The organism is Poseidonibacter ostreae, assembly GCF_009208075.1.
Taxonomy (GTDB): domain Bacteria; phylum Campylobacterota; class Campylobacteria; order Campylobacterales; family Arcobacteraceae; genus Poseidonibacter; species Poseidonibacter ostreae.
In genome coordinates this window covers 74,986-99,626 of sequence record NZ_WFKJ01000002.1, presented here as the reverse complement: position 1 = coordinate 99,626, position 24,641 = coordinate 74,986, and the positions used below count along the sequence as shown (strand labels likewise).

General features: G+C 29.4%; 28 protein-coding genes. 8 read left to right on the top strand and 20 right to left on the bottom strand.

Translation table 11 applies throughout. The features are described 5' to 3' along the window. Nucleotides 1-6: 6 nt before the first annotated feature. Genes GBG18_RS01300 through napA form a run of 4 tightly spaced genes read right to left on the bottom strand, consistent with a single transcriptional unit; the run spans nt 7 to nt 5,089 of the window. Nucleotides 7-609 carry a nitrate reductase cytochrome c-type subunit gene (locus GBG18_RS01300; RefSeq protein WP_193311042.1) on the bottom strand — a complete coding sequence of 201 codons (603 nt, stop codon included), beginning with the start codon at nt 607-609 and terminating at the stop codon, nt 7-9. Continuing rightward, complete coding sequence (napH, locus tag GBG18_RS01295) at nt 596-1,426, bottom strand: quinol dehydrogenase ferredoxin subunit NapH (protein ID WP_076083910.1); 831 nt, start codon at nt 1,424-1,426, stop codon at nt 596-598. Before napH ends, GBG18_RS01300 begins: the two co-directional genes overlap by 14 nt. Further along, complete coding sequence (napG, locus tag GBG18_RS01290) at nt 1,426-2,226, bottom strand: ferredoxin-type protein NapG (RefSeq protein ID WP_152187731.1); 801 nt, start codon at nt 2,224-2,226, stop codon at nt 1,426-1,428. The genes napH and napG overlap by 1 nt, the downstream gene beginning before the upstream one ends. Before the next feature lie 58 nt (nt 2,227-2,284). Further along, nucleotides 2,285-5,089 (bottom strand): nitrate reductase catalytic subunit NapA, encoded by a 2,805-nt coding sequence (gene napA / locus GBG18_RS01285; protein WP_152187651.1) that lies wholly within the window; start codon nt 5,087-5,089, stop codon nt 2,285-2,287. 273 nt (nt 5,090-5,362) lie between these two features. Here napA and GBG18_RS01280 point away from each other — a divergent pair, with 273 nt between their 5' ends. Beyond that, nucleotides 5,363-6,256, top strand: a complete 894-nt coding sequence (locus tag GBG18_RS01280; RefSeq protein WP_152187649.1) for a glycosyl transferase — start codon at nt 5,363-5,365, stop codon at nt 6,254-6,256. On the opposite strand, the gene GBG18_RS01275 is transcribed toward GBG18_RS01280, so the two are convergent. After that, on the bottom strand, nt 6,253-6,834 hold the full coding sequence (locus GBG18_RS01275) for a helix-turn-helix domain-containing protein (protein ID WP_152187647.1): 582 nt from the start codon (nt 6,832-6,834) through the stop codon (nt 6,253-6,255). The genes GBG18_RS01280 and GBG18_RS01275 overlap by 4 nt on opposite strands. A gap of 98 nt (nt 6,835-6,932) precedes the next feature. On the opposite strand from GBG18_RS01275, the gene GBG18_RS01270 reads away from it, so the two are divergent. Then, nucleotides 6,933-7,559: a LysE family translocator gene (locus GBG18_RS01270; RefSeq protein ID WP_226896362.1), complete on the top strand. Its 627-nt coding sequence runs from the start codon at nt 6,933-6,935 to the stop codon at nt 7,557-7,559. Between the two features lie 12 nt (nt 7,560-7,571). Here the strand turns inward: GBG18_RS01270 and GBG18_RS01265 are convergent, their stop codons facing one another. The 7 genes from GBG18_RS01265 to ahbA all read right to left on the bottom strand — a co-directional run bounded on the left by GBG18_RS01265 (nt 7,572) and on the right by ahbA (nt 14,771). Then, the gene (locus GBG18_RS01265; RefSeq protein ID WP_152187644.1) at nt 7,572-8,945 is read right to left on the bottom strand and encodes an L-serine ammonia-lyase; all 1,374 of its coding nucleotides are present in this window, start codon (nt 8,943-8,945) and stop codon (nt 7,572-7,574) included. A 71-nt stretch (nt 8,946-9,016) separates the two neighbouring features. Next, nucleotides 9,017-9,745 (bottom strand): amino acid ABC transporter ATP-binding protein, encoded by a 729-nt coding sequence (locus GBG18_RS01260; protein ID WP_193311043.1) that lies wholly within the window; start codon nt 9,743-9,745, stop codon nt 9,017-9,019. A 38-nt stretch (nt 9,746-9,783) separates the two neighbouring features. Then, complete coding sequence (locus GBG18_RS01255; RefSeq protein ID WP_152187640.1) at nt 9,784-10,863, bottom strand: amino acid ABC transporter permease; 1,080 nt, start codon at nt 10,861-10,863, stop codon at nt 9,784-9,786. Between the two features lies 1 nt (nt 10,864). Next, complete coding sequence (locus GBG18_RS01250; protein WP_152187638.1) at nt 10,865-12,049, bottom strand: amino acid ABC transporter permease; 1,185 nt, start codon at nt 12,047-12,049, stop codon at nt 10,865-10,867. Nucleotides 12,050-12,124: 75 nt separating this feature from the next. Next, nucleotides 12,125-13,141 (bottom strand): amino acid ABC transporter substrate-binding protein, encoded by a 1,017-nt coding sequence (locus GBG18_RS01245; RefSeq protein ID WP_152187636.1) that lies wholly within the window; start codon nt 13,139-13,141, stop codon nt 12,125-12,127. A 226-nt stretch (nt 13,142-13,367) separates the two neighbouring features. After that, the gene (locus tag GBG18_RS01240) at nt 13,368-13,760 is read right to left on the bottom strand and encodes a hypothetical protein (protein ID WP_152187635.1); all 393 of its coding nucleotides are present in this window, start codon (nt 13,758-13,760) and stop codon (nt 13,368-13,370) included. 9 nt (nt 13,761-13,769) lie between these two features. Then, nucleotides 13,770-14,771 (bottom strand): siroheme decarboxylase subunit alpha, encoded by a 1,002-nt coding sequence (gene ahbA / locus GBG18_RS01235; protein ID WP_152187633.1) that lies wholly within the window; start codon nt 14,769-14,771, stop codon nt 13,770-13,772. Nucleotides 14,772-14,918: 147 nt separating this feature from the next. On the opposite strand from ahbA, the gene GBG18_RS01230 reads away from it, so the two are divergent. From GBG18_RS01230 to GBG18_RS01215, 4 genes are all read left to right on the top strand, one after another. Further along, entirely contained in the window at nt 14,919-15,491 is a 573-nt protein-coding gene (locus GBG18_RS01230) for a precorrin-2 dehydrogenase/sirohydrochlorin ferrochelatase family protein (protein WP_152187631.1), read from the top strand. Further along, nucleotides 15,488-15,868 (top strand): hypothetical protein, encoded by a 381-nt coding sequence (locus GBG18_RS01225; RefSeq protein WP_152187630.1) that lies wholly within the window; start codon nt 15,488-15,490, stop codon nt 15,866-15,868. The genes GBG18_RS01230 and GBG18_RS01225 overlap by 4 nt, the downstream gene beginning before the upstream one ends. An 86-nt stretch (nt 15,869-15,954) precedes the next feature. After that, on the top strand, nt 15,955-16,587 hold the full coding sequence (locus GBG18_RS01220) for a Crp/Fnr family transcriptional regulator (RefSeq protein ID WP_152187628.1): 633 nt from the start codon (nt 15,955-15,957) through the stop codon (nt 16,585-16,587). A 1-nt stretch (nt 16,588) separates the two neighbouring features. Next, nucleotides 16,589-16,807, top strand: a complete 219-nt coding sequence (locus tag GBG18_RS01215) for a hypothetical protein (protein ID WP_152187626.1) — start codon at nt 16,589-16,591, stop codon at nt 16,805-16,807. A 4-nt stretch (nt 16,808-16,811) separates the two neighbouring features. Here the strand turns inward: GBG18_RS01215 and cobA are convergent, their stop codons facing one another. Genes cobA through GBG18_RS01195 form a run of 4 tightly spaced genes read right to left on the bottom strand, consistent with a single transcriptional unit; the run spans nt 16,812 to nt 20,093 of the window. Next, a complete protein-coding gene (gene cobA, locus GBG18_RS01210; protein WP_152187624.1) occupies nt 16,812-17,543 on the bottom strand; it encodes a uroporphyrinogen-III C-methyltransferase in 732 nt (243 codons plus the stop codon). Between the two features lies 1 nt (nt 17,544). Continuing rightward, nucleotides 17,545-18,639, bottom strand: a complete 1,095-nt coding sequence (locus GBG18_RS01205; RefSeq protein ID WP_152187622.1) for a cytochrome D1 domain-containing protein — start codon at nt 18,637-18,639, stop codon at nt 17,545-17,547. Nucleotide 18,640: 1 nt separating this feature from the next. Continuing rightward, nucleotides 18,641-19,762 carry a radical SAM/SPASM domain-containing protein gene (locus GBG18_RS01200; protein WP_152187620.1) on the bottom strand — a complete coding sequence of 374 codons (1,122 nt, stop codon included), beginning with the start codon at nt 19,760-19,762 and terminating at the stop codon, nt 18,641-18,643. Between the two features lies 1 nt (nt 19,763). Beyond that, nucleotides 19,764-20,093, bottom strand: a complete 330-nt coding sequence (locus GBG18_RS01195) for a c-type cytochrome (RefSeq protein WP_152187618.1) — start codon at nt 20,091-20,093, stop codon at nt 19,764-19,766. Nucleotides 20,094-20,222: 129 nt separating this feature from the next. Between GBG18_RS01195 and GBG18_RS01190 the strand changes: the two genes are divergently transcribed. Both GBG18_RS01190 and GBG18_RS01185 read left to right on the top strand, forming a co-directional pair. After that, nucleotides 20,223-20,840 (top strand): tetratricopeptide repeat protein, encoded by a 618-nt coding sequence (locus GBG18_RS01190; protein WP_152187616.1) that lies wholly within the window; start codon nt 20,223-20,225, stop codon nt 20,838-20,840. Nucleotides 20,841-20,849: 9 nt separating this feature from the next. Then, nucleotides 20,850-21,035 (top strand): hypothetical protein, encoded by a 186-nt coding sequence (locus tag GBG18_RS01185; RefSeq protein WP_152187614.1) that lies wholly within the window; start codon nt 20,850-20,852, stop codon nt 21,033-21,035. Here the strand turns inward: GBG18_RS01185 and GBG18_RS01180 are convergent. From GBG18_RS01180 to GBG18_RS15255, 4 genes are all read right to left on the bottom strand, one after another. Further along, nucleotides 21,026-21,427: a thioredoxin domain-containing protein gene (locus GBG18_RS01180; protein WP_152187612.1), complete on the bottom strand. Its 402-nt coding sequence runs from the start codon at nt 21,425-21,427 to the stop codon at nt 21,026-21,028. The two genes, GBG18_RS01185 and GBG18_RS01180, sit on opposite strands and share 10 nt — an antisense overlap. Beyond that, nucleotides 21,424-22,563, bottom strand: coding sequence for a multiheme c-type cytochrome (locus GBG18_RS01175; protein ID WP_152187610.1), 1,140 nt, complete (start codon nt 22,561-22,563; stop codon nt 21,424-21,426). Before GBG18_RS01175 ends, GBG18_RS01180 begins: the two co-directional genes overlap by 4 nt. Before the next feature lie 57 nt (nt 22,564-22,620). Continuing rightward, nucleotides 22,621-24,339: a nitrite reductase gene (locus GBG18_RS01170; protein ID WP_152187609.1), complete on the bottom strand. Its 1,719-nt coding sequence runs from the start codon at nt 24,337-24,339 to the stop codon at nt 22,621-22,623. A 139-nt stretch (nt 24,340-24,478) separates the two neighbouring features. Next, nucleotides 24,479-24,637, bottom strand: a complete 159-nt coding sequence (locus GBG18_RS15255; RefSeq protein WP_193311041.1) for a hypothetical protein — start codon at nt 24,635-24,637, stop codon at nt 24,479-24,481. Nucleotides 24,638-24,641: the final 4 nt, after the last annotated feature.

Sequence of the window (24,641 nt, the reverse complement as noted above, 5' to 3'; positions counted from 1 at the left end):
TTTAACTTATTTTTTTAATGTATCTAAGTCATCAAGGATTACTTCATCCCAACTTGATTTAAATTCACCATCTTTTTTAGTATAAGCAGCTTTAAAATCATTTTCTACAGCTAATTTACCAGTTGTTTGAGGTGCATGACATTGAGTACAATTAAATCTTGCTCCTGCTAATTGCTCAATTGGTTTTACTGAAACTTCATTTTTCATATTATCAATTGATTTTGTAAATTGTTTCCCATCAAATTTATGTTTTGGTCTAAAATCCATAAAGTGTGATTTAGGAATTGGTGTCGCGCCCATTGATTCTGCAACTGCAGGTTCATGACACATTGTACATTGGTTATTATTAATAGTAATTGGTAGCATACCATCTACATCATGAGGAATCATTGGTGGAGCATCTTGAAATGCTCTTTTGATTTTCTTAGATGTACCTGCTGCATCTGTTCCATACATTACTTTATCAGCAGTAGTATCTTTTTCACTATAAATAGTTGTTTTTCTTAATCCTAAAGATTCTTCACTAACAGTCTTTTCTGCAGCACTCATTGTTGTAGCGTATAAAGTTGCTACTGCAGCAATTGCTAAAGTTAATTTACCTAACTTCATTATCTTTTCCTTTTTTTAAATTCTTAATTGAAAAATTAAGAGCATCATCATCACACACTTCAATACATCTTCCACAATTTGTACATTCTCCACTTAATACGGGAATTGATTCTTTTGTAACCATATGAAGAACTTGTACTTCAGGACAAACTTCTTTACATTTCATACAAGCTGTACAATTTGGTGCATTATGATGAACTCTAATTAGACTAGTTTTCCCTATTAGTGAATAAGCTCCACCAAGAGGACAAACATGTCCACACCAGCCATTTTTTAAAACAAATAAATCAAAAAGAAATATTACTAGTATTGCAGCCCAACCAAAACCTAAACCGAATATAATTCCTCTATGAACCATAGAGATTGGTGAAATAAACTCAAATGCAGCTAATCCCATAAAAAATGAAATAACTAAACTAATAGCAAGTACCCAATATCTTATATTTCGTGAAGCTGGTTGCTTTTTTTGGATTTGATTAAATCCAAGTTTTCTTCTTAAATAGTTTGCTAAATCTGTAATCATATTTACAGGACAAACCCAAGAACAAAAAGCACGACCACCAACAGTCATATAAAAAATTGTAATGATTAAAGCTCCAACAATAATATCAATTGATATTACTGCACCTGCAACAAACATTTGTAATACTGCATATGGATCACTAAGAGGAATAATTCCTGCTAATAATGATGAAGATAAATTTCCTGTTAGAAAATTTATTCCATATACATTCGCAATTACATATAAAACCATAATTAAAACTTGTGAGATTCTTCTTGCTATTAAAAATCTATATTTATCTAATAGTGTTTTCATTAGTATAAGTCTCCTGAGTCATTTAAAGAATCTAATGCAGAATCTTTACTAATTTCAGTTCTTGTTTCTTTACTTGTTGCATTTTCAAGTCTTTTTTCATCTGTTTTGTCCCAGCCTTTGATGTAATAATCACCTGCTTTCCCTTCTGCTACTTCTCTAGGAAGTACAAAAATCGCTGCTTTATCAGTTACACAAGCTTTTTCACACATTCCACAACCAGTACATACGTCCGCGTGAACGATTGGTTTCATAAATGCATGTTTACCTGTTCTTTCATTCTTTGTGTATTCAATGCTAATAGCTTCTCCTAAAAGAGGACAAGCTCTATAACATGCATCACATTGAATTCCCCAAAAAGCAATACAAGAATTATCATCAATAACTGCAACACCCATATCTGCTTTAGCTATATCTAGTTCTTTTTTGTCATTTTGCACCGAGAAAATATCAAGTGCATCTGTAGGACATACAGGAACACAAGGAATATCAGGACACATATAACAAGGAACATCTCTTGGCTCAAAAAATGGAGTACCAAGAGGTTTATTATCACCTGGACGTGCAAGTTTTAATGTATCAAATGGACATGCTTCAACACACATACCACATTTAATACATGTTGCTAAAAAGTCCTCTTCTTCAAGAGCACCAGGAGGTCTTAATATTAGTCTATTTGCTGTAACTTCACTAACATATGCACTCCATGTAAGACCTCCTAAAACTGCAAGACCAATAGCTCTTGCAATTGTTAGGAAAAATCTTCTTCTATCATTAATAGGACTTTTTTTACCAGTATTCATTTTTGACTCTTTTTTAATTGAAGGATTAATATTGCTCAAAACAATACACCCTCCTTATTTACGCTTTATAAATTTTAACTGCACACTTTTTAAAGTCTGTTTGTTTTGATTGAGGACAAGTATAATCAGCACATACTTTGTTAATGAAAACTTTCTCATCAAACCAAGGTACAAATACTAAACCTTTTGAAGGTCTATTTCTTCCTCTTGTTTCAACTCTAGCTTTAACTTTTCCACGTCTAGATTCAACCCATGCTAAACCACCTTGTTTAACACCATATTTCTTAGCATCTTCAGGGTGCATGTAACATAATGCCTCTGGTACTGCTCTATATAATTCAGGTACTCTCATAGTCATAGTTCCTGAATGCCAGTGTTCTAAAACTCTACCTGTACTTAACCATACTGGGTAAGTTTCATCTGGAACTTCTGGAGGATCCATATATGGTCTTGCAAATATTTTAGCTTTATTTTTTAATGATTTTTTAGCTTTTTCTTTAACACCTAATAAATCACCTTGAGATAATGCTTTTGCTAATGTACCGTAGAATGCAAAATCAGTTCCATCTTTACCATATTTTTTAGCGTATGGATCGTATTTAGTATTAAATCTCCATTGAGTTTCTTTACCATCAACAACTGGCCATTTAAGTCCTCTTACTTTGTGGTAAGTATCAAAATCAGCTAAATCGTGAGCATGTCCACGTCCGAAATCTGCGTATTCTTCAAATAAGTATTTTTGAATAAAGAATCCGTATCCTTTAAATACTTTACCATCTGAACCAATCACATTTCTTGAATCACCAATACCATCAGTATTGTCATATCCAGCTTGAATTGGATCTTCTAAATCTATTTTATAAGATTTTGCTTTTTCATTTGCAAAAAGAATCTCATACATAGTTGTATCTTCTGTATATCCCATTGCTTTTGCTGCTGCTATTACGTCTGGTAATTTTTTTCCACCTCTTAGTGGTTGTTCACCCCATACGTCTTTTACAGTAAATCTTTTTGAAAGTTCAACCCATTGCCATGTATCAGACATTGCATCACCTACTGGTAATACTTGTTGTCTCCAATGTTGAGTTCTTCTTTCAGCATTTCCGTAAGCTCCCCATTTTTCATAAATCATAGCAGATGGTAAGATAAGGTCAGAAACTTTTGCTGAAATACCAGGGTATCCATCAGAAGTTACAATAAAGTTATCCATTTCTCTTGCCGCTTTAATCCAGTGAGTAGCAGATGCTGTATCTTGGTATGGATTACAAACATTTACCCATGCAAATTTAACAACACCATCTTCAATATCTCTATGGATTTTCATAATGTGTTGGTTTCCAACAGGATTTAATGTTCCATTTGGAACTTTCCATGCATTTTCAGTAATTGTTCTATGCTTAGGATTTGCTACCATCATATCCGCTGGTAATCTATGTGCAAATGTTCCAACTTCTCTTGCAGTTCCACAAGCTGATGGTTGACCAGTTAATGAGAATGCACCAGAACCTGGCTTAGCTTGTTTATTTAATAAGAAGTGAACATTGTATGCTAAAGTATTAACCCAAGTTCCTCTTGTATGTTGATTCATTCCCATAGTCCAGAAAGATACAACTTTTCTATTTTTTTCAATATAAAGGTTTGCTAATTCTTGTAATTTAGCTTTAAATTTATTGATATCTTCATCAGGATTACCTTTAGAAATTTTTGCAACATAATCTAAAGTATATGGCTCTAAGAATTTTTTGTACTCTTCAAAAGAAATTTCCCAGTGTTTAAGACCAGCTGGTTTATTTTCCATTTTATCGCCAGCTTTATATCCATAAGGAGCTAATGCAGGTGCTTCAGTTTCAGAAATAACTTTAACCATTTCTTTATCAATAGTTTCCATTTCTAATTTAGAATATTTACCATCAACAATAGATTTTTCACCAGCTCTTCTCATACCATAACCCATATTAACAGGAGATGCAGCAAATACGATATGTTCTTTAACGAAATCCCAATCAATTGATTCAGGTGCGTTATATACGATTTCTCTTGCAATATAATTCCATAAAGCAAGGTCTGTATTTGGAGTGAAGATAATTTCACTATCAGCTAAGTCAGAAGTTCTATGTCTATAAGTTGAAATATTAATTACTTTAACTTTATCAGGAGCAGATAATTTTCTATCAGTAACTCTTGACCATAAAATAGGGTGCATTTCTGCCATATTAGAACCCCAAGATACAATAGTATCAGTAAGCTCAATATCATCATAACAACCAGATGGTTCATCAATTCCAAAAGTTTGGTAGAAACCAACAACAGCAGATGCCATACAGTGTCTAGCATTTGGATCAAATGCATTTGATCTAAATCCACCTTTCATCATCTTTTGAGCTGCGTATCCTTCCATAACAGTGTATTGCCCAGAAGCAAATACACCAACACCTTCAGGTCCAGAAGCTTTAAGTGCTTTTTTGATGTTAAGTTCCATCTCATCAAAAGCTCTTTCCCAAGAAACTGGTGCAAAGCTACCTTTCTTATCAAAGTTACCTTTTGCATCTACTCTTAATAATGGTTGTTTTAATCTATCAGCACCATACATAATTTTTGCATTGAAGTAACCTTTAATACAGTTAAGACCTCTGTTTACTGGTGCTGCTGGATCACCTTTAACTGCAACAATCTTACCACCTTTAGTAGCAAGCATAATTCCACATCCTGTTCCACAGAAACGACAAGCTGCTTTATCCCATCTCCAACCACCTTCGGCTGCAGTTGCTTTTGCTGCTAATTCTGTTGGTACATTCATACCTATTGCGGCTGCTGCTGAAGCGGCTGCTGAGCTTTTAAGAAAATCTCTTCTTGATAGCGACATATTTTCTCCTTTAATCAAGTTAATTTTACTTAGGAATTATACCACTTAGTTTAAGATTAGCCATTGACTAAAGTCAAGTAACTTAAGTTTAAATTAAGATACTTTTTGTCCTATTTTCTCAATTAGCGACTATAAGGTTCCTATAAAAAAATTATTTTGTTCTTGAAACTTACAAATATGATAATAATGATGTTTTATTAACTTGATTTAAATCATCAGTCTAGGATTCATATTAAGATATTATTTTCTTTATAAATAATTTAAGGAAAAAAAATGGCTTTTCATGAATATATTAGAGCAGTTGGAACTGGACCTAAATCAAATAGAGAGTTAAAAGAAAATGAAATGATAGATGCGATGGAATGTATTCTTAATCAAAGTGTTTATTCTGAGCAGATTGCTGCGTTTTTATTAGGTTGGAGAGTTAGACTTGAAACTATAGAAGAATTAAAAACTACATTTAATGTTTGTGATAAATATATAAAAAGACAAACAGTAGAAAACTCAATTGAGTTAGGTTATCCCTTTGATGGAAAAGCTGATAATCCATATATATTACCTTTAGTTGCAAAATATTTAAAGAAATTTGATTTAAATATTGTTGTAAGTGGAGATGAGTTACAACCTGCAAAAAAAGGTTTAACTTTAAAAGAATTAAATGCAAATATAAAGTTTGATGATAATATTCATTATTTTGATAGAGCAGATTATTTTAAAGAACTAAGCGAACTTACAAAAATTAGAAATATTTTAGGTTTAAGAACAGCATTTAATACAGTTGAAAAACTGTTAAACCCAGGAAATTCAAAATATGCTATTAACGCAGCATTTCATAAGCCTTATGTTGTAAAATATAATGAACTTTTTGGTAAAAACTATGAACACTTAGTAATTGTAAAAGGAAATGAAGGAACACCTGAAATCTTTTCAAAGTGTAAATATTGGTTAAATAAAGATGGAGTAATATCTGAACATAAAATTGACCCTGAATATTTTGGAATAAACTATAATAAATCAACTACAGTTATAAGTAAAGAAGATTCTTTAAATATGACAAAAAATCCAAGTAATGACTTAGAAAAACTTGCTAAATTAAATGCTGCGATGTTTTTAATAGCTTCAAAAAAATCAAACGATATTAAAGAAGCTTATGAAATGGTAGATTAAAAAGAAACAGGAGTAATAGCTGAAATATAAGAAGCTTTTTTAAGGCTTCTATTTTCAATTTTATGAGGAGTTTCAGGTTTAAATCTAATACTGTCTCCTTTTTGAAGTGTAAACTCTTGATTTTCAAGAGTAACTACTATTTCTCCATCTAAAACATAATTACACTCTTCTCCACCTTTAGAGTGAGGTAAAATATCATCACTAAGTCTATTTGGACCTAGCCTTACTAATACAAACTCTATAGCACCTTGTAAATTTGGTACTAAAAGTTCACAGTTGTATAAAGGATCAGGAAAAGATATCTTTTTTCTATTAGCTTTTTTTACAATATATTTTGATTCTTCATTTACAAATGGCGTATTTACTGTTTCTTCATCAGTAAATAATTGTGCTAAAGTTGTATCTAATACTTTAGCAATTTTTCGTAAGGTTTCAACTGAACCTTGTGTTGAACCATTTTCTAATTGAGATAACATACCAACAGAGATTTTAGACATATGTGCTAACTCTTTTGCATTCATATTTTTTTGTATTCGTAAATCTTTGATTTTTTTTCCAACATTAAACTCTTTAGACACAATCTTTCTCCCCTTTATCTTTATTTTAATTATTATAGCTAATTAAATAGACACTTTTTTATTCTCTTTTGTATATAATCGTTTTTTAAAGGATTATTTTGGATTTTGTAAACTTCACTCTTCTTGCTGTTTTTATTCCTACTTTTTTTGTTGTATCTATTACTCCTGGAATGTGTATGACTTTGTCTTTAAGTATGGGGATGAGTATTGGTTTAAAGAAAACATTTTATATGATGTATGGAGAACTCATTGGAGTTGGACTGGTTGCAACTGCTTCTGTTATAGGTGTTGCAACAATTATGCTTAAATATCCAAGTATATTTTTAGTTTTAAAATATGGAGGTGGAGCTTATTTATTTTATCTTGGTATTCAAATGTGGCTTTCTCGTGGTAAGATGGCATTAAGTTTAGATGAATGTAATTATAATGTTTCTAAAAAAAGTTTAGCTATCCAAGGTTTTATAACAGCAATTGCAAATCCCAAAGGATGGGCTTTTTTTATAGCACTTCTTCCACCTTTTATAGATGATAAATTGCCAATGACTTCACAATTAATAGTTTTAATATTTATGATTTTAGTTTTAGAGTTTTCATGTTTAATTATTTATGCAACTGGAGGTAAGACCTTAAGAAAGTTATTACAAAATAGCTCAAATGTTAGACTTATAAATAAAGTAGCCGGTATATTAATGATGGGTATTGGTATTTGGTTAGCTAGTAGTTAATAAAAATAAGAATTAACATTCAACATAATGAACAGCTAATCCAGCTTTTGATGTTTCCTTGTACTTATTTTGCATATCTTTTCCAGTTGTATACATTGTTTTAATAACAGAATCTAGTGAAACATAATGTGTTCCATCTTCATTTAGTGCCATTCTGGCTGCATTTATAGCTTTCATTGCAGCCATAGCATTTCTTTCAATACAAGGAATTTGAACAAGTCCTCCAATTGGATCACAAGTAAGACCTAAATTATGTTCCATTGCAATTTCTGCTGCATTTTCTATTTGTTCTATATTTGCACCTAAATACTCAGCCATTGCACCAGCTGCCATAGAACAAGCTACTCCAACTTCTCCTTGACATCCTACATCAGCACCTGAAATAGAAGCATTTCTTTGATATAAAAGTCCAATTGCTCCTGCTGTTAATAAAAAATTTATAATAACTTGTTCTTTGTCTTCTTTATGTACTAAAAAATTAATTATATAGTGTAACACTGCAGGAATAATTCCAGCTGCTCCATTTGTAGGAGCAGTTACTACTCTTTTCCCTGATGCATTTTCTTCATTTACGGCAAGTGCATATAAATTAATCCAATCAACAAAAGATAAAGGATCAGTTGTTCTTTTCTCTCTTAACTTTTGATGGATTTTATATGCTCTTTTAGAAACATTAAGTCCTCCTGGTAAAATACCATCAGAATTTAACCCATTTAAAACACACTCATTCATAACTTTCCATATTTCTAATAAAGACTCTTTTATTTTATCTTCACTTCTATATGCTTTTTCATTTTCAAAGATTAGTTCGGAAATTGTAAGTTTATTATCTTTACATTGTTTTAATAACTCTTTTGCATTAGAAAAATTGTATGGTAAAGATAGGTCATCTTTTTTTGAAATACTGTTTTTACTATTAATTTCATCTTCACTTATAACTTCTCCCCCGCCAATAGAATAATAAATTTTTGAAAACAACTCATTCTTTAAATTATAAATTGTAATTTTTATAGCATTTGGATGAAAAGGTAAAGTTTTTCTTTTATGCAAGATTAAATCTTTTGCTATTGAAAAGTTTATTGTTTTTTCATTTAATAATCTAAGAGTAGAAGTAGTTTTAATATTGTCAATAATATTATTTATTTTACTTGTATTTATAGTTTTAGGGTCATGTCCAAGTAAGCCTAATAAAACAGCAACATCACTATGGTGTCCAATTCCTGTAGAGCCTAAAGAGCCAAAAAGTTCAACTTTTATTCTTGTTAAGTTTGAAAAGTAATTTTGCTTTTTTATTAATGTACAGAAGTTTTTTGTAATAATCATTGGACCAACTGTATGAGAACTTGATGGACCAATGCCTATTTTAAAAAGATTAAATATAGTCATTTTATAACCTTAATATTTAAATACGAATACTCTTATATTGAATATTCGTTTTAAGCTAGTATTTTAAATTATTAGTGGTCTAAAATTTGTTCTAAGAATAGTTTTAATCTATCAGATTGTGGATTATCAAAGAATTCATTTGGTTCATTTTCTTCAACAATTTGACCTGCATCCATAAAAATTACTCTATCTGCAACTTTTTTAGCAAATCCCATTTCATGAGTAACACAAACCATAGTAATACCATCTTCTGCTAGTTCTGTCATAACATCAAGAACTTCACCAATCATTTCAGGATCTAGTGCTGCTGTTGGTTCATCAAATAGCATAATATCAGGATTTGAACATAAACATCTTGCAATTGCAACACGTTGTTGTTGTCCACCTGATAATTGATTTGGATATTTATCAGCTTGATCTGCAATCTTTACTCTTTCTAAATAATGCATCGCAGTTTCAATTGCTTCTTTTCTAGGTTTTTTCCCAACCCATGTTGGTGCTAAAATTAAATTTTCTAAAATTGAAAGATGTGGAAAAAGATTAAAGTGTTGAAATACCATTCCAACATGAGTTCTTACTTCCCTAATTCTTTTTACATCTTCAGTTAATTCTAATCCATTAACAATAATTTGACCTTCTTGAAAAGGTTCAAGTCTATTAACACATCTAATTGTAGTAGACTTTCCAGAACCTGAAGGTCCACAAATTACAACTCTTTCACCTTTTTTAACTTTTAAGTTAACATTTTTAAGTACATGGAAATCTCCATACCATTTATTAACTTCGTTCATTTCTATCATATATTCTAATTCACTCATAATTCTTTCCTATTCTTCTACTATTTGTGATCTGTATTAAATTTATCTTCAATCGATTTAGCATATCTAGACATACTAAAACAAATAACCCAATAAATCATTGTTACAAATACATAACCTTCTGTTTCAAAACCAAGCCAATTTGTATCACTATTTGTAAGTGTTACCATTGCTAAAATATCAAATAATCCAATAATTAAAATAAGCGTTGTATCTTTAAATAAAGAGATAAACGATCCAACTATATTTGGAATAGAAATTTTAAGTGCTTGTGGAAGTATAATTAATCCCATTGATTTCCAGTAAGTTAATCCTAAAGCATCTGCTGCTTCATATTGACCTTTTGGTATTGCTTGTAATCCACCTCTTATAACTTCTGCTATATATGCAGCTTGGAATAATGTAATACCAATTAATGCTCGAAGTAATTTATCAAAATCCATTCCCTCAGGGAAGAATAAAGGTAAAATTACTGAAGACATAAATAGTAATGTAATTAAAGGAACCCCTCTAATAAACTCAATATAAATAACACTAAGTGTTCGTATAATAGGCATATTAGATTGACGACCTAATGCAAATAAAATTCCTATTGGAAAAGACGCAATAATACCTACAGAAGCTACAATAATTGTAAGAAGTAATCCTCCCCATTTTTCTGTTTCAACAACTTCTAATCCAAAACCACCAGCTACTAAAGTATATGTGATAATAGGAAAAGAGATAATTATAAATGCTTTAATTTTTATACTATCAAATTTTTTAAATGCAATTACATATGCAACAAAAATAACAAGTGCTAAGTTTGGTCTCCAGTAAAGTTCTTCTGGATAAAAACCATAGATAAATTGATTGAATTTTTCAAATATAAAAATCCATCTAGCACCTTCTTTTGTTATCTCATCTTTTGTCCCACTCCAAGTTGCATCAAAAATCATCCAATCTAATAAAGGAGGAACAGTTACATATAATAGATAAAAAGATACTAGTGTTAAAATAGAACTAAGTATTGAAGAGAATAAGTTCTCTTTTGCCCAATGAATTATTCCTTTTGTACCTAAAGGAGCTGGTCTTGCTTCTAGTTTTTCATAAGTTGCCATATTATCTCTCCTTTATTTGCATTCTAGAGTTTATATAATTCATTAAAATAGAAATTAATATACTCAGTGTTAAATAAACAGCCATTGTCATTAAAATGATTTCAATTGCTTGTCCAACTTGATTTAAAGAAGTTCCAGAGAATATTGTTACAAGTTCTGGATATCCAATTGCAGTTGCAAGAGAGGAGTTTTTTACTAAGTTAAGATATTGATTAATCACAGGTGGAATAATAACTCTTAAAGCTTGTGGTAAAACAACTTTCTTTAATATTACGTGATCTTTTAATCCTAAAGCACTAGCTGCTTCTTTTTGACCTTTTGGAACGGCTTCAATACCAGCACGAACTGCTTCAGCAATATAAGTAGCTGTATAGATACTAAGTGCAAATGCAAGTGCTAATAATTCAGGAATTAAAGTCCATCCACCTTTAAAGTTAAAACCTTTAAGTGCTGCTATTTCTAAACTTGCAGGACTTCCACTTATTAAGAAAACAAGTAAAGGTGCAGAAATTAAGATTGCAAGTGAAACCCAAAAAGTTGGAAATTCTTGACCTGTTTCATCATGTCTTTTATTCGCCCATTTTGATAGATAAAAAACTCCTGCAATTGCAATAATAAAAGCAATAATTACAGCTGTAAATCCACTTTCTAAAATAGGTCGTGGAATATATAAACCACGGTTATTAAAGAAAATAGAATCAAAGAAAGAGATACTTTGTCTTGGGCTTGGAAGTGAGGCTAATACAACATTATACCAGAACAGAATTTGTAATAAAATTGGAATGTTTCTAAAAGTTTCCACATAAATAAGTGATAATTTAGCTACCATAAAGTTTTTTGACAATCTACCAATACCAACTAGAAGTCCAATGATTGTTGCAAATATTATACCAATTACTGAAACTAATATAGTATTTAGTAATCCAACAATAAAAACTTTTCCATGTGTATCAGATTCATCATATTCAATTAGTGATTGAAGTATTCCAAATCCAGCTTCTGAACTTAAAAAATCGAATCCTGTATTAATCCCACGCTTTTCAATATTTATAAACATATTATTTATAACAAAGTATGTTACAAAAAATATTAATACTAATGCTACTATCTGATAGATAATGGCTCTATTTTCGGGGTTGTTATAAAAAGCAACCTGTGGCTGTTTAGCCCTTTTGTGTTTGTTCATTTTTTTACCTTGTCATTAAAAAAGGGGAAATTAAATTTCCCCTCGCTATTAAATAATTAATATATTCCTTATCTATTATCTAATAGGTGCACCATATTGAAGTCCACCATCATTCCAAAGTTTATTTAAACCTCTTGAAATTTTAAGTGGTGAATTTTTTCCAACATTTCTATCAAATGACTCACCGTAGTTTCCAACATTTTTAATAATATTGTATGCCCATTTATCATCTAATCCTAAGTTTTTACCAGCTTCACCAGATTCACCTAAAATTCTTTTAATACCAGGGTTTTTGCTACCTTTCATTGAATCAACATTTGCTTGTGTGATACCAAATTCTTCAGCATTTAACATTGCAATATGAGACCATTTAACAATATTAAACCATTTATCATCACCTTGTCTAACAACTGGTCCTAAAGGCTCTTTTGAAATAATTTCAGGTAATACTTCAACAGATGAAGGATCTTTTACTTTTAATACTAAACCATATAATTGAGAAGCATCAGAAGTTACAACATCACAACGACCAGATTTAAATCCTTCAATTGTTTGTCCAGATGTATCATAAGTAATTGGTTTATAAGTCATTTTATTAGCTTTGAAGTAATCAGTTAAGTTAAGCTCAGTTGTAGTTCCTGCTTGAATACAAACAGTTGCTCCATCTAATTCTAAAGCAGATTTAACTCCAATATTTTTAGAAACTAAGAAACCTTGACCATCATAATAGTTTACACCAGCAAAGTTTAAACCTAAAGAAGTATCTCTTGTATTTGTCCAAGTAGTTGATCTTGATAACATATCAATTTCACCACTTTGAAGAGCTGTAAATCTTTCTTTAGCAGTTAAAGGAACATATTTAACTTTTGAAGCATCACCAAATACAGCAGATGCAACAGCTTTACACATATCAACATCTAAACCTTTCCATGCACCACTTGAATCTGTAGCTGAGAATCCAGCAATACCAGTTGAAACACCACAACTTAATGTACCTTTACTTTTTACTGAATCTAATGTATCTGCAGATGCAAAACTTGAAGCTAATGCTAAAGCAGCAACTGATAATGAGGCAGTTTTTAATAATTTCATTTTTCTATCCTTATTTTTTAATTGATTTTAATTTTTTATTTATAGGAAGCTATAAATAAACTAACAAAACTAGTATAAAAGGAAAAGATAGCATTTGCGTAGCAAAAATAGTATATTTTTTAAACAATATTAAATAAATTACTTAAAATGTCTTGTTTTATTCTTTTAAATTACAGTTATTTGTATAGATAATTTAATTTAATTAAATTATCTATAATTTTATAAGTTATTTTTTAGGAGGATTTGATAGGGGTACAAACTTGATACATCTAGCAGAAAAGAACTCTCTATTATAGTTTGGAGAGCTAAAATTATGGTCTTTTAAAGTCCATTCATTAGATTTTTCAATTGTAACACTTTGAGCAACTTTTCTAATAGCTCTACTTTCACAAATTACTTTATCACCTTTTTCAAAAGCAGTTTCGACTTCAACCATTCTACTACTTGTAACATAAAAGTGCATTCCAATAAACATTGCAATTGCTGGAGCTACAAAAATTAATCCTTTTACTACTGAACCTTTGCTCATAAAAGGTCTTGTTGTTACAAATAGTGTAATTAGTAAAGTAAATAAACCAATTCCAAGATAACCTGCTTCAAGTTTTATAAATAGTTCCATTTTTATTCCTTATTTTATATATTTTTCTTCCCACTGTTTAAATTCATCACTAAAATATTTAATTCTAATTTTTTTAAATTCTCTTGATGAATAAAGTGGCATATTTGATTTATATGGTATTTCATTTTGAATACTTTCAATCACTGCTTGCGTATCTTCTTTTGTTTTTCCATGAATCATAGTAAATAGATTATAGTTCCAAGTAGGGTACTTAGGTCTTAAATAACAGTGTGAAACAGCTGAGAAGAAAGCTGCAATTTCACCAATTCTTTCACCTTCTTCACCTTCTTCAATATCCCAAGCAACCATTGCATTTGCTCCAAATCCTGCTTTTCTATGATTTAAAATACAGGCAAATCTTCTCATGACACCTGAATCTTGAAAGTCTTGTAATACTTTAAAGAACTCTTCATAAGTAATATCTAATTTTTCAATAATTCCTTTAAAGGGTTCTGAAACAATTGCTATATCATTTTGAGCTTCTTTTATAATATTATAATGATAAGGAGTCAGTTCTAAGTCTTTCAACTTTTTCTTTTCAACTTTTTCTTTTTTATCTTGTTTATTAGTTGTATCTAATTTTACAGATATCTTAAAAAGTTTTAATGTAGGTAATAAAATATAATCAGAAGCTTTTGTAAGTTCTGATAAAAGTTTAACTGTATCCTCTAAATTGGATTTTGATTCTGGTGATATCGCTATTGTAAACCAAATGTTATATTTATGATTTCTTTCATAATTATGTGAAATACCAGGGTGTGAGTTTAAAATAATTACTGCATCATCAATTTTGTCTTCATCAATCTCAAATGCAACTAAAGAAGATGTATATCCTAGCTTTTTAGTATCAAAAATTGCAGATGTTTGTCTAATAATATTGTTTGCTTTCTCTTCTTGTAAGATTTTTATTACTTCATCTTCTGTTGTATTTAACTCTTTTGCAATTTGCTCAAAAGGTTTAATAACAAGAGGAAAGTTTTTTTGTACTCTATATAATATCTCATCTTTCATATTTATTCCTATATTCGATTTTGAGAAAGTATATCAACAATTTTTCACTTCTGCCTTGATTTGAAACAACTTTTTTACTTGATATGCATTAAGTATTTCAGATATAAATTTGACTATAATTTCTTTTATAAATCCCAAAGGTATTTAATGTCATATGTTCCAGTGTTTATAAAGTTTGATGATAAAAAAGTTTTAATTATAGGTGGTGGTACAATTGCTTATAGAAAATTAAAATATCTATTAGAGTTTACAAATAATATTACAATTATTTCAAATGAATGTATAAGTGAAGTAAGAGAGTTAATACAAAATAAGTGCTTATCTTATATACAAAGAAATTATAATTTTAGTGATGCCAAAGGTTTTGATATTGTACTTGCAGCAGTTGATAATATAAAACTGCAAGAATCAATATATGTAGAAACTAGAGATTATAAATGTTTGTACTCTTGTGTTGATATTCAAGAATACTGTGATTTTATTTTTCCTGCACATATTAAAAAAGGTGATTTAACTATTGCAATTTCTACATCAGGAAGTTCACCTGCAATGTCAAAGCAATTAAAACTATGGTTGGAAAATATTATTCCAAATTCAGTAGAGAACTTTTTAAAACAAATGAGAGAATATAGAAATACAATGCCAAAAGGTAAAGATAGAATGAAGTTTTTAGATAAAAAAGCTAAAGAGTATATATCTAATTTTAAGGAAGAAAAATGAAAGTAAGTAGATTATTAATAGTAGCATTTTTTGCTGTATTTATGTTACTAGGAATTATGGCATTAAAACAAGGAATGCCAAGTGCAAAAGATCAAAGAGTTTATCCAATCTTACAAAAGCATATGCCATATGTTTTAGAAAAAAGAGCAGGGGGCTTATCTATTAGAAGTAAAATTACTGATATAAAAGAGAAACCACCTGCAAAAGATGTTTATGGTAGATTAGAACAGTTAGAAAAACAATGGGGAAAAGAGTTTTTAAAACTTGAGGGTATGAATTTATCAATACTTGATAAAAATAAAAATGAAATAACTAAAATAGTATTACAAAATGATACGGAACTTTCTTGGGTTAAAAGTTATTTTGAACTAAAATAATCCTATTTACTTAACTCAAATCAAGTGGATAAAAAGATTTTTTAACTATACTTTCATTAAATCAATTCTAAAATTTAGGAGACGAAGTGAAAGTTAAGTTAAAAGATATTTACTTATTTAAAGATTTAAGAGATGAAACTATATCTCAGATTGAAGAATTTACTACACTACTAAAATTATCAAAAGACAATATTATTTTTTATGAAGGTGATGAATCAAGGTATTTATATATACTTGCAAAAGGTATTGTAAAGCTTTATAAAACTGCTTCAAATGATAAAGAGATTATTATGAAATACTTTCATTCTAATGAGCTTATTGCTGAGGTTGCTAATTTTGAAGAAATACCTTATCCAGCAACTGCACAATGTTTTTCAGAATCAGAAGTTTTAAGAGTAGATTTTGTAAAGCTAAAAGAAGTTATATATCAAGATCCTGAATTATCATTTATGATTCAAACATCACTTATTAAAAAAATTAGAAATCTAGAAAAGCTTGTATCTTTACATGTAGTTCTTGATTCAAAAGAAAGAATTGCAAAGTATTTATGTGAACACACAGAAGATTTCTTTAATACTAAAAATATCATGGTTGCAGAGATATTAAATATCTCACCTGAAACACTTTCTAGAATGCTAAGAGTATTTAAAAATGATGGTTTAATAGATGCAAAAGCAAAAACAGTAGATAAAGAAAAACTAGAAGTATTCTTTACTTAAGATGGAAGAAAATAGTATTCAGGCATCAACCTTATTAGCAGGTGCTGCTATAATAGTTTTTATAGGTCATGTTATTTGGGCTGCACTTGAATATAAAAGTGGAGTTAATATAAATGATTGTTTATATACAGTAGGTAGAGGCTTAGTTATTTCTTTTGGAATTTCTTTACTATCAGGACTTGCAATGTATGTAAATAAAAAGTTTAAAGAAGAAGATTAAAGGACTAATAAGTCCATTTAATCTTTTCTCTTAATTTTACAACTTCTCCAACAACAATAATTGCAGGTGTTGGCATATTTTTAGAGTCTTCTACAATATTTTCTAAAGTTGAAACTACAACTTCTTGTTCTGGAGTTGAACCTTTAGATATTACTGCACATGGGTAATCTTTATCTTTTCCATGTTTTATAAGTTTTCTAGTAATTAATCCAATATTATGGAATCCCATTAAGAAAATAAGTGTTTCATCATTTAAAAAACTTTCCCACTCTATTTGTGAAATTCTTTTATTTGGTGATTCATGACCAGTTACAACTCTAAAAGATGTTGTAACACCTCTATGAGTTACAGGAATACCTGCATAAGCAGGTACTGATATAGATGATGTAATACCAGGGATAATTTCAAATTTAATCTCTCTATCAAAAAGATAAATAGCTTCTTCTCCACCACGTCCAAATACAAAAGGGTCTCCACCTTTAAGTCTTACAACTTTTTCATGCTTTAATGCTGCTTGATAAATAATTTCATTTATTTCATCTTGAGGCACTGAGTGCTTTCCATCTTGTTTACCTACATAAACTAACTCACATCCTTCTTTAGCTGTTTCTAAAATTTTTGGATTTGCTAATCTATCATAAATTATAATATCAGCTTCAGTTACTAATCTTGCAGCTTTCACTGTCATTAAATCAATTGCACCAGGACCTGCTCCTGTTAAATATACTTTACCCATTTTATTTTCCATCCTCATATATAAATATTCCCGAAGGCTTTTTAACATTAAATATTTCTCTATTTAAAAACCACTCTTTAGTGTGTATTACTGCTATTTTATTTGTATCATTTACTGATACATATAATTGTGGTGATTTATTTGACCATCTTACATGTAGAACTTTTCCATCAAAATTAAATGTATGTATAATTTTTAATGTCTTTGTATCTATTATTTGTATTGTAGGAAAATCTTTTCCTGAATAAGTAACTGCTAAATGTTTTTTATCAGGACTTAAACTTGTAAATACAGGTAAACCTTGAGTTTCAATATTTTTGATAAATTTAAAATCTTTATCATAAACTAAAACTTTATTATCGCCAACTGCTGGAACAAATACTTTATCTCCACCAATACTCCAAAATCCAAAGTGAGGAACTTTAAGTACCATCTTTCTTTCATCATTTAAATAAATCTTGATTTTTTTGTATGACATTGTATCTAAATCTACAACACCATAATGTGGTGATGTAAAAAATCCTGCAATATAGTTATTATCTTTTATCATTGCATCAAAAGGTAACTGTCCTACATCTTTAAACTCTTTATATACTTTAAAGTCAGCAGTACCAATTCCAAGATTCATGTCTTTATAAACGCTAATTGTGTCATTATCCATTTGTGAGAAAATTAAATAGTCTTTATATATTTTAATTCCCACATTTTTAGAATTAGTTTTTATTTTTTTAATAGGTTTTAAATCTCTATCCAAAATATCAACACTTTTATCATCATAGTTTGCAACTGCAACATAGTTTTTACCAATTACAAAACCAATTGCTGATTTTGAAGTTTTATATTCTGCTAATATCTTTTCAGATTCTGGATTGAATTTAATAACATATCCATCTCTTGATATTACATAACCATCTTTCCCCTCAAACTTTACAACTCCATGATTCATATTTCTCATGCCTTCTATATTAGTTCTTTTTAAACCATTATAGATTGTTGCAAGTGATGAGCTTTCTCTCTCAACTACAAAGAATTTTTCTTTTGCGTAAACTGAACTAAGAGCAATAACTGCTACAAGTATTATTTTAAAAATTTTCATATTAATTCCTAATCTCTTCATTTGTTAAATAACATGATGGGTCTTCTTCCCATAAATCACCACTAATTGCATATGCTCTTGATCTTGAACCACCATTACAAATCTCAAGATATTTACACTGGGCACATTTCCCTTTAATATTTCTTGGACTTTGTCTTAATTGATTTAAAATATCATTTTTCTTTGAAGTCCAAATTTCATCAAAAGGAGTTTGTAAATAGTTCCCAACTGTAAAAGGAAAAAATGGATCTGGTTTTACATTTCCAGCCCAGTCCATATTTCCAAGTCTATTCCCAGCAGAGTTTCCACCCCAAGATTTTAACTTACTTTCTAGTAGTTCAACTTTTTGTGGGTATTTTTCTTTAAACCTATTTAATAACATAACTGCATCCATTTCCATATTTCCAGTTACTAAATCAATATTACTACCACTTTCATAATATTCAAAGGCTTTATCAATTATGAAATTAACATACTCTCTTCTTTCCTCTTTTGAGATATCAATTTCAAGATTATCTTCTCCCCGTCCTGAATAAACTAAGTGAGATATATATAGTTTGTTTACATTTAATTCTTCACATAAATCAAACATTGCATAAAAGCTATCTTGAGTCTCTTTTGTGATAGTAAATCTTATACCAGCATTTCCACCATGTTTTTGTACAAGTTTTATTGCTTCAATAGATTTTTTATATGCACCTTTTTGTCCACGGAACTGGTCATGAACTTCTTCAATACCATCAATAGAAATACCAATATAATTAAATGTTTCAATTATTTTATCAACATTTTTAGGACTTATATATAAACCGTTTGTAGAAAGATAAGTCATTATTCCATTATCTTTCATACATTGTGCAATATCAAAAATATCTTTTCTTAAAAGTGGTTCTCCACCTGAAAAAATTACAAAGTTTACACCACCATTTTTAAGTCTTTTAATTGTTTGTTCTATCTCTTCAAAAGTTAGTGTATCTTTTTCATTTGCATCAGCTTTACTATAACAGTGATGACAAAATAGGTTACAACGATTTGTAAAATTCCAAATCATAATTGAACCATTTAATGTTCTTGATTTTTGATCTTCAAGTGTTGTTTTGATTAGGTTCGAGAGTCTAAACATTCTATTTATCCTTTTTTGATTTAAAAGAGTAAATGAAATCTGTTATTGCATCTAACTCCTCTTTTGAAAGTTTGCCTTCAAAACTTGGCATTACTGATCTTTTATGACCTAATTGCTTATACATTGATTTAGGAGCAATGATATGACCTTGAATCTCTCCTCTTGTTCTTAAATCTGCAATTTCTTGAAATGATGGTCCAAAAGCTACAGAAGTTTGGTGATGACATCCCCAACAATATGTTTTAAATACTTTTTCTCCACTTACATTTTGTGCAAAAGTAAATGAATAAAAAAATATTAGTACAAGAGGTATTTTTCTTAGTATACTCATTTTGTACTCCTTATTTTTTTTGTATTAAATGTTAACATAAATGATAATTGGAATACTTGACTGCTATCAACATTATATGTATATAATCAGATAAAATTACAGATATATTTAATAATAAAGGATATAGTAATGAAAAAAGTATTGTTGGCACTTTCTTGTGCATCTTTACTATTTGCAAATAACTATGATTTAGGTTTGCAATCATATAAAAACAATGAGTTTAAAAAAGCTTATGAGTTTTTTATTAAAAGTGCAAAAAATGGAAACTCTCAAGCTGCACATAATTTATCAATTATGTATAATAATGCAGATGGAGTTGAAAAGAATTTAAAAGAGTCTATTAAATGGCTAAAAATTGCAAGTGATTCTAAAAATCCTTTTGCAATGACACAATTAGCAAAAAACTATATTAATGGATATGGTGTAGAAAAGAATAATAAACGTGCAGTTGCATTATTTACAGAAGCTGCTCTTTTAGAGAATAAGGAAGCTGCTTATAATTTAGGCTTTATGTATACAGTTGGAACAATTGTAAAACATGATAAAAAAGAGGCTATTTATTGGTATGAAAAAGCAGCTTCTTTAGGAAGTACTGATGCTCAAATAAATTTAGGGTTTATGTATATCTCTTCACAAGGTGTGAAAAAAGATATGAAAAAAGCAGCAATGTATATTAAAAAAGCAAAAGATACTGGAAACATGAAAGCACAGGCTTTATGGGATCAGTTTGAATTAGCAAAGTATTAGGAGTTAAATATGGAAATTGTAATGACATTAGTTTTTTCATCAGTAATGTTAGTTTTTATGATTTATCCTGCTATGAAAATAGTAGAATTTTTAGAAACAAAAATGCATGTTAGTGATAAAATGTATAATATCTTAACAGTAGTACTTACTATTGTATTATCACTTATTATTGGAAGTGGTTTATATTATTTATAATCTATTGAAAATAAAATCTTTTTAAAATCTTCTTTACTTTTAAAATCATATATTGGGTGAGTTAAAAATGACTCATCTTTATATGAAGCAAAAAATATACTTGGAAATGTTGTAGTATAAAACATCTCAATAGGATATGAAATTTTACTCTCTACACTTATTAAAACACATATGAAGTTTTTATTTATATATTCAATATAATCTTGTTTCATAAAATACTTACTAAGAACAAAATTAGATTTATTTGTTTTTTTTGAGCTTATAAAAATCATAAGATTTTTCTTTTGTTTATGAGAATCTTTTAAAGCTTTATTATAAGAAGAATACCATGATATATTATTTGAAAAACATGAACTAATAAAAATTGATAATAGTAGAATAGTTTTTATCATTTAATCTCTAATTGAACTGTTTGACCTAAGATTTGTTTTGTCAATTCTTTATCTGTAATATCAAGTTTTTTAGCAATTTTTGGAGCTATGATATATGAAACCCACGTGGATTTTATAATATCTCCTTTTTTTAATTCTTTAACTTTGTAGATAACTCTTTTTTCTTCTTTTGATTTTAAGTTATTATTATAAATATACCCTTTTGCAAAAGCTGGAAAAGTTGGCTTATTATTTATATCTTTAAATACAATAGAAAAAGTAGCATCTTTATCTTTATAAGGATTTTTGTCAAAATTTTGCCATATAATTTTTTTATCTCTTAAAATTTCTGTTTTTGCATATTTAAGTCTCATAGGCTGTGTAATTATTGAATGACCCATTTTATTTTTTATATATAATTCAAATGAATCGTTTGATAGTTGTTTTAATCTTAACTCAATAGCTTGTTTAACCATTTGTTCAGAATGTATTCCTAAAAACTCATGTGAAGTATATTCTACTCTTGCTTTTGCATTTAATTTTGTAGGTGTTCCTTTTTTCTTTGGCATATGACATGAAATACAATCACTTGTTTGTCCAACTTCATCTAAGGTACTACAAATTTGAATGTCGTTTTTATTGATTTTATGTGAATGACAACCCATACAGACTTTACTATTTACATAGTTTTCATTATTACTAGAACTATTATGTTTACTTGAACCCTCTGGACTTTCTAGATTTCCGAAAAATGTTGGTTTCAATTTATCATTCATAGTTGAAAAATTAATACCTTTTTGTTTAGTAAAAATTACTTTTGAAATTTGATGACAATATGAACATGAAACTCCATCTTTTAATCTATGGTCAAATTCACTTGGCTGAGATTTACCTTGCATTAATGGTCTTAGATTTTTTACAGCAGGTGTATGACATATAGCACATGAATATTTTCTTGGACTTATTGCTTCTTTCATTTTAGTATGAATTTCATCAGTATAAATAGAAGATTTATGATGCATACTTGAGGCATGTTCTTTATAAATAGTTGGATGACATTCGTTACATGATTTTGAATCTAAGTATTTTGAAAATAAGAGTTGAGAGTTAAAAAGAAGGATTAAAATTAAAAGTTTTATTAATATATCTTTTTTCATTTTAATCCTTTTGATAAATATCCATCTCAAAAGAGATGAATATTTACATATTCCTAATTATGCACCAGGGATATGTTGTCTGTGTTCAACAGAATAAGTAAATGTAGGAGTAGTTAAGTTATTAATATATTTAATAAATTTACCAGTTTCTGATTCATAAATACCAATTCTACCAGTTGTCCACTCAGAAATCATAGTCCATTTACCATGGTTTGCAGGTTCTGCGTGAAGTAATCTTGGTTGTACAGGTTCTTTAACTTTATCACCAACTTTTGAAGTATATTCAACAACTTTATCTTTACCAATTTGTGGGTTAGATTCTGGGAATGTTACAGTTTTGTACTGAGTTGCATCCCAAGTTTGTAATACTTTATTAGTTTTAGCATCAATTAATTGACCTTCTTTTTTACCAACTTTAACAATTTTATCAGTTACTAAAGTTTCTTTGTTAATTAAGTGAACTTCATTATAAGTTGCTGGTTTACCAAGAACTGTATCTGCCCATAAATATGGAGTATGAGGTGCAGTTCCTATGAATAATCCACCACCAGAAGTTTCAATTTTTTTAACAATTTCCCAGTTAGAATCCCAAACAACTACTGAACCTTGGTTCATAGTTACAGTTGCATGTAATTGTTTACCCATTTTTTTGTTAAACCAAGAAGAACCTTGACCTGGATGTGGCTTAGATTTTTTACCTGTGTAAACTTTTGCAGCTAAATTTTTCTCTTTGTAATCAACGATACCCATTACATCAGAACCTTGAGATGCAATCATGTAGTATCTACCGAAATCTTCACCTTCATCTTCATTTAAGAATGCATCATGAAGTACTTCACCAATATTTGGAACATCTCCAACGATTGGGAAATCAGGTTTAGAGTAATCAATAATATATACTCTACCAGCATCTTTTAATGCCATTGCAAAGTAAGGACCATAAGGAGTATCAGCTAAAGATGCAACTCTTGACGCTTCAATTTGACCTTTCATGTTAATTACTGCTGATGTATCATATGCTTTTAATGGCTCTAAAGTCATTGCATCACATAAAACTGCTCCACCTGGAGTATAGTTTCCTGCAATTACATATTTACCATCTGGAGATACTGCAAGTCCTCTTGATTCAAACCCTACTTGAACTGATGCAAGCGCTGGTTGACCAGGAGCTGCAATATCAAACATAGTTAATCTACCTGATCTTGAAATCGAGTATGCATATCTTGGATTTTTCTTATTTGTTACTGTTACGTGAACTGCAAATCCAGCTTTATGTCTAGATAATACTTTCCCGTTAGTTGAATCAATAAAGTCAACTAAAGATGCATCTCTTTCAGTTGCAAATGTAATATCAAGAACTGATTTAGTATCTGCTGATTTAGTATATTTTTTAGCTAATGCTTCTCTATCAGCTAATTTTGTCCAAGTTGAGTGAATTTGATCGAAATCTAATTTATAATTTGTATTATCTTTCCAATCCATTAACCAATCAACCATACCATCTGCATCATCTTTAGAGAATGAATGATCCCATTGAGGCATTGCTGTATTTGGAACACCTGCTAAGATTGCATCTCTTAATACGTGTCTTTCTTTTTTCTTTAAAGCACCTGGTCTTAAATCTGATCCAACACCACCTTGGTGAATTGGTCCATGACATCCTTGACACTCTTTTTCATAAACTTCTGGAAAATCCATATTTGACGTACCTGCAAATAAAGAACCTGCTGTAACTACTGTGCATGCTGCTAAACTTAAAACTTTACCTAATTTCATAATTTCTCCCTTTATATTAATATATAAATTAATTATTCTATGGCCAAGACATTAGCTTTTAATTGAAGTAAGCTATACTCCTGGCGAGTTTTCTTATAAACTTATTCTAAAAAGTAGGGGACACGACTCCCCCGCTTTTTTAATCTTCTGCTTCTTCTTCTAATCTTTTCTTCTCTTGCTTATAAATCCAAAACATTGGAAGTACAATAAAAGTATGAAGAAAAAGTGTCAATGTTAATGGACCTTGGTTTAATGTTGCAAAAAAACTAGGTACCAAATCTGTCATTGGTTCAAACATTTTA

What these genes read in the sequence shown, in the direction of transcription:
- napA (WP_152187651.1), bottom strand. Translation starts at nt 5,089, where the DNA reads ATGTCGCTATCAAGAAGAGATTTTCTTAAAAGCTCAGCAGCCGCTTCA.
- napG (WP_152187731.1), bottom strand. Translation starts at nt 2,226, where the DNA reads ATGAATACTGGTAAAAAAAGTCCTATTAATGATAGAAGAAGATTTTTC.
- GBG18_RS01300 (WP_193311042.1), bottom strand. Translation starts at nt 609, where the DNA reads ATGAAGTTAGGTAAATTAACTTTAGCAATTGCTGCAGTAGCAACTTTA.
- GBG18_RS01260 (WP_193311043.1), bottom strand. Translation starts at nt 9,745, where the DNA reads ATGATAGAAATGAACGAAGTTAATAAATGGTATGGAGATTTCCATGTA.
- GBG18_RS01280 (WP_152187649.1), top strand. Translation starts at nt 5,363, where the DNA reads ATGGCTTTTCATGAATATATTAGAGCAGTTGGAACTGGACCTAAATCA.
- GBG18_RS01215 (WP_152187626.1), top strand. Translation starts at nt 16,589, where the DNA reads ATGGAAGAAAATAGTATTCAGGCATCAACCTTATTAGCAGGTGCTGCT.
- GBG18_RS01175 (WP_152187610.1), bottom strand. Translation starts at nt 22,563, where the DNA reads ATGAAAAAAGATATATTAATAAAACTTTTAATTTTAATCCTTCTTTTT.
- GBG18_RS01265 (WP_152187644.1), bottom strand. Translation starts at nt 8,945, where the DNA reads ATGACTATATTTAATCTTTTTAAAATAGGCATTGGTCCATCAAGTTCT.
- GBG18_RS01245 (WP_152187636.1), bottom strand. Translation starts at nt 13,141, where the DNA reads ATGAAATTATTAAAAACTGCCTCATTATCAGTTGCTGCTTTAGCATTA.
- GBG18_RS01200 (WP_152187620.1), bottom strand. Translation starts at nt 19,762, where the DNA reads ATGTTTAGACTCTCGAACCTAATCAAAACAACACTTGAAGATCAAAAA.
- GBG18_RS01170 (WP_152187609.1), bottom strand. Translation starts at nt 24,339, where the DNA reads ATGAAATTAGGTAAAGTTTTAAGTTTAGCAGCATGCACAGTAGTTACA.
- GBG18_RS01230 (WP_152187631.1), top strand. Translation starts at nt 14,919, where the DNA reads ATGTCATATGTTCCAGTGTTTATAAAGTTTGATGATAAAAAAGTTTTA.
- GBG18_RS01205 (WP_152187622.1), bottom strand. Translation starts at nt 18,639, where the DNA reads ATGAAAATTTTTAAAATAATACTTGTAGCAGTTATTGCTCTTAGTTCA.
- GBG18_RS01180 (WP_152187612.1), bottom strand. Translation starts at nt 21,427, where the DNA reads ATGATAAAAACTATTCTACTATTATCAATTTTTATTAGTTCATGTTTT.
- GBG18_RS01225 (WP_152187630.1), top strand. Translation starts at nt 15,488, where the DNA reads ATGAAAGTAAGTAGATTATTAATAGTAGCATTTTTTGCTGTATTTATG.
- ahbA (WP_152187633.1), bottom strand. Translation starts at nt 14,771, where the DNA reads ATGAAAGATGAGATATTATATAGAGTACAAAAAAACTTTCCTCTTGTT.
- GBG18_RS15255 (WP_193311041.1), bottom strand. Translation starts at nt 24,637, where the DNA reads ATGTTTGAACCAATGACAGATTTGGTACCTAGTTTTTTTGCAACATTA.
- GBG18_RS01195 (WP_152187618.1), bottom strand. Translation starts at nt 20,093, where the DNA reads ATGAGTATACTAAGAAAAATACCTCTTGTACTAATATTTTTTTATTCA.
- GBG18_RS01240 (WP_152187635.1), bottom strand. Translation starts at nt 13,760, where the DNA reads ATGGAACTATTTATAAAACTTGAAGCAGGTTATCTTGGAATTGGTTTA.
- cobA (WP_152187624.1), bottom strand. Translation starts at nt 17,543, where the DNA reads ATGGGTAAAGTATATTTAACAGGAGCAGGTCCTGGTGCAATTGATTTA.
- GBG18_RS01190 (WP_152187616.1), top strand. Translation starts at nt 20,223, where the DNA reads ATGAAAAAAGTATTGTTGGCACTTTCTTGTGCATCTTTACTATTTGCA.
- napH (WP_076083910.1), bottom strand. Translation starts at nt 1,426, where the DNA reads ATGAAAACACTATTAGATAAATATAGATTTTTAATAGCAAGAAGAATC.
- GBG18_RS01185 (WP_152187614.1), top strand. Translation starts at nt 20,850, where the DNA reads ATGGAAATTGTAATGACATTAGTTTTTTCATCAGTAATGTTAGTTTTT.
- GBG18_RS01255 (WP_152187640.1), bottom strand. Translation starts at nt 10,863, where the DNA reads ATGGCAACTTATGAAAAACTAGAAGCAAGACCAGCTCCTTTAGGTACA.
- GBG18_RS01250 (WP_152187638.1), bottom strand. Translation starts at nt 12,049, where the DNA reads ATGAACAAACACAAAAGGGCTAAACAGCCACAGGTTGCTTTTTATAAC.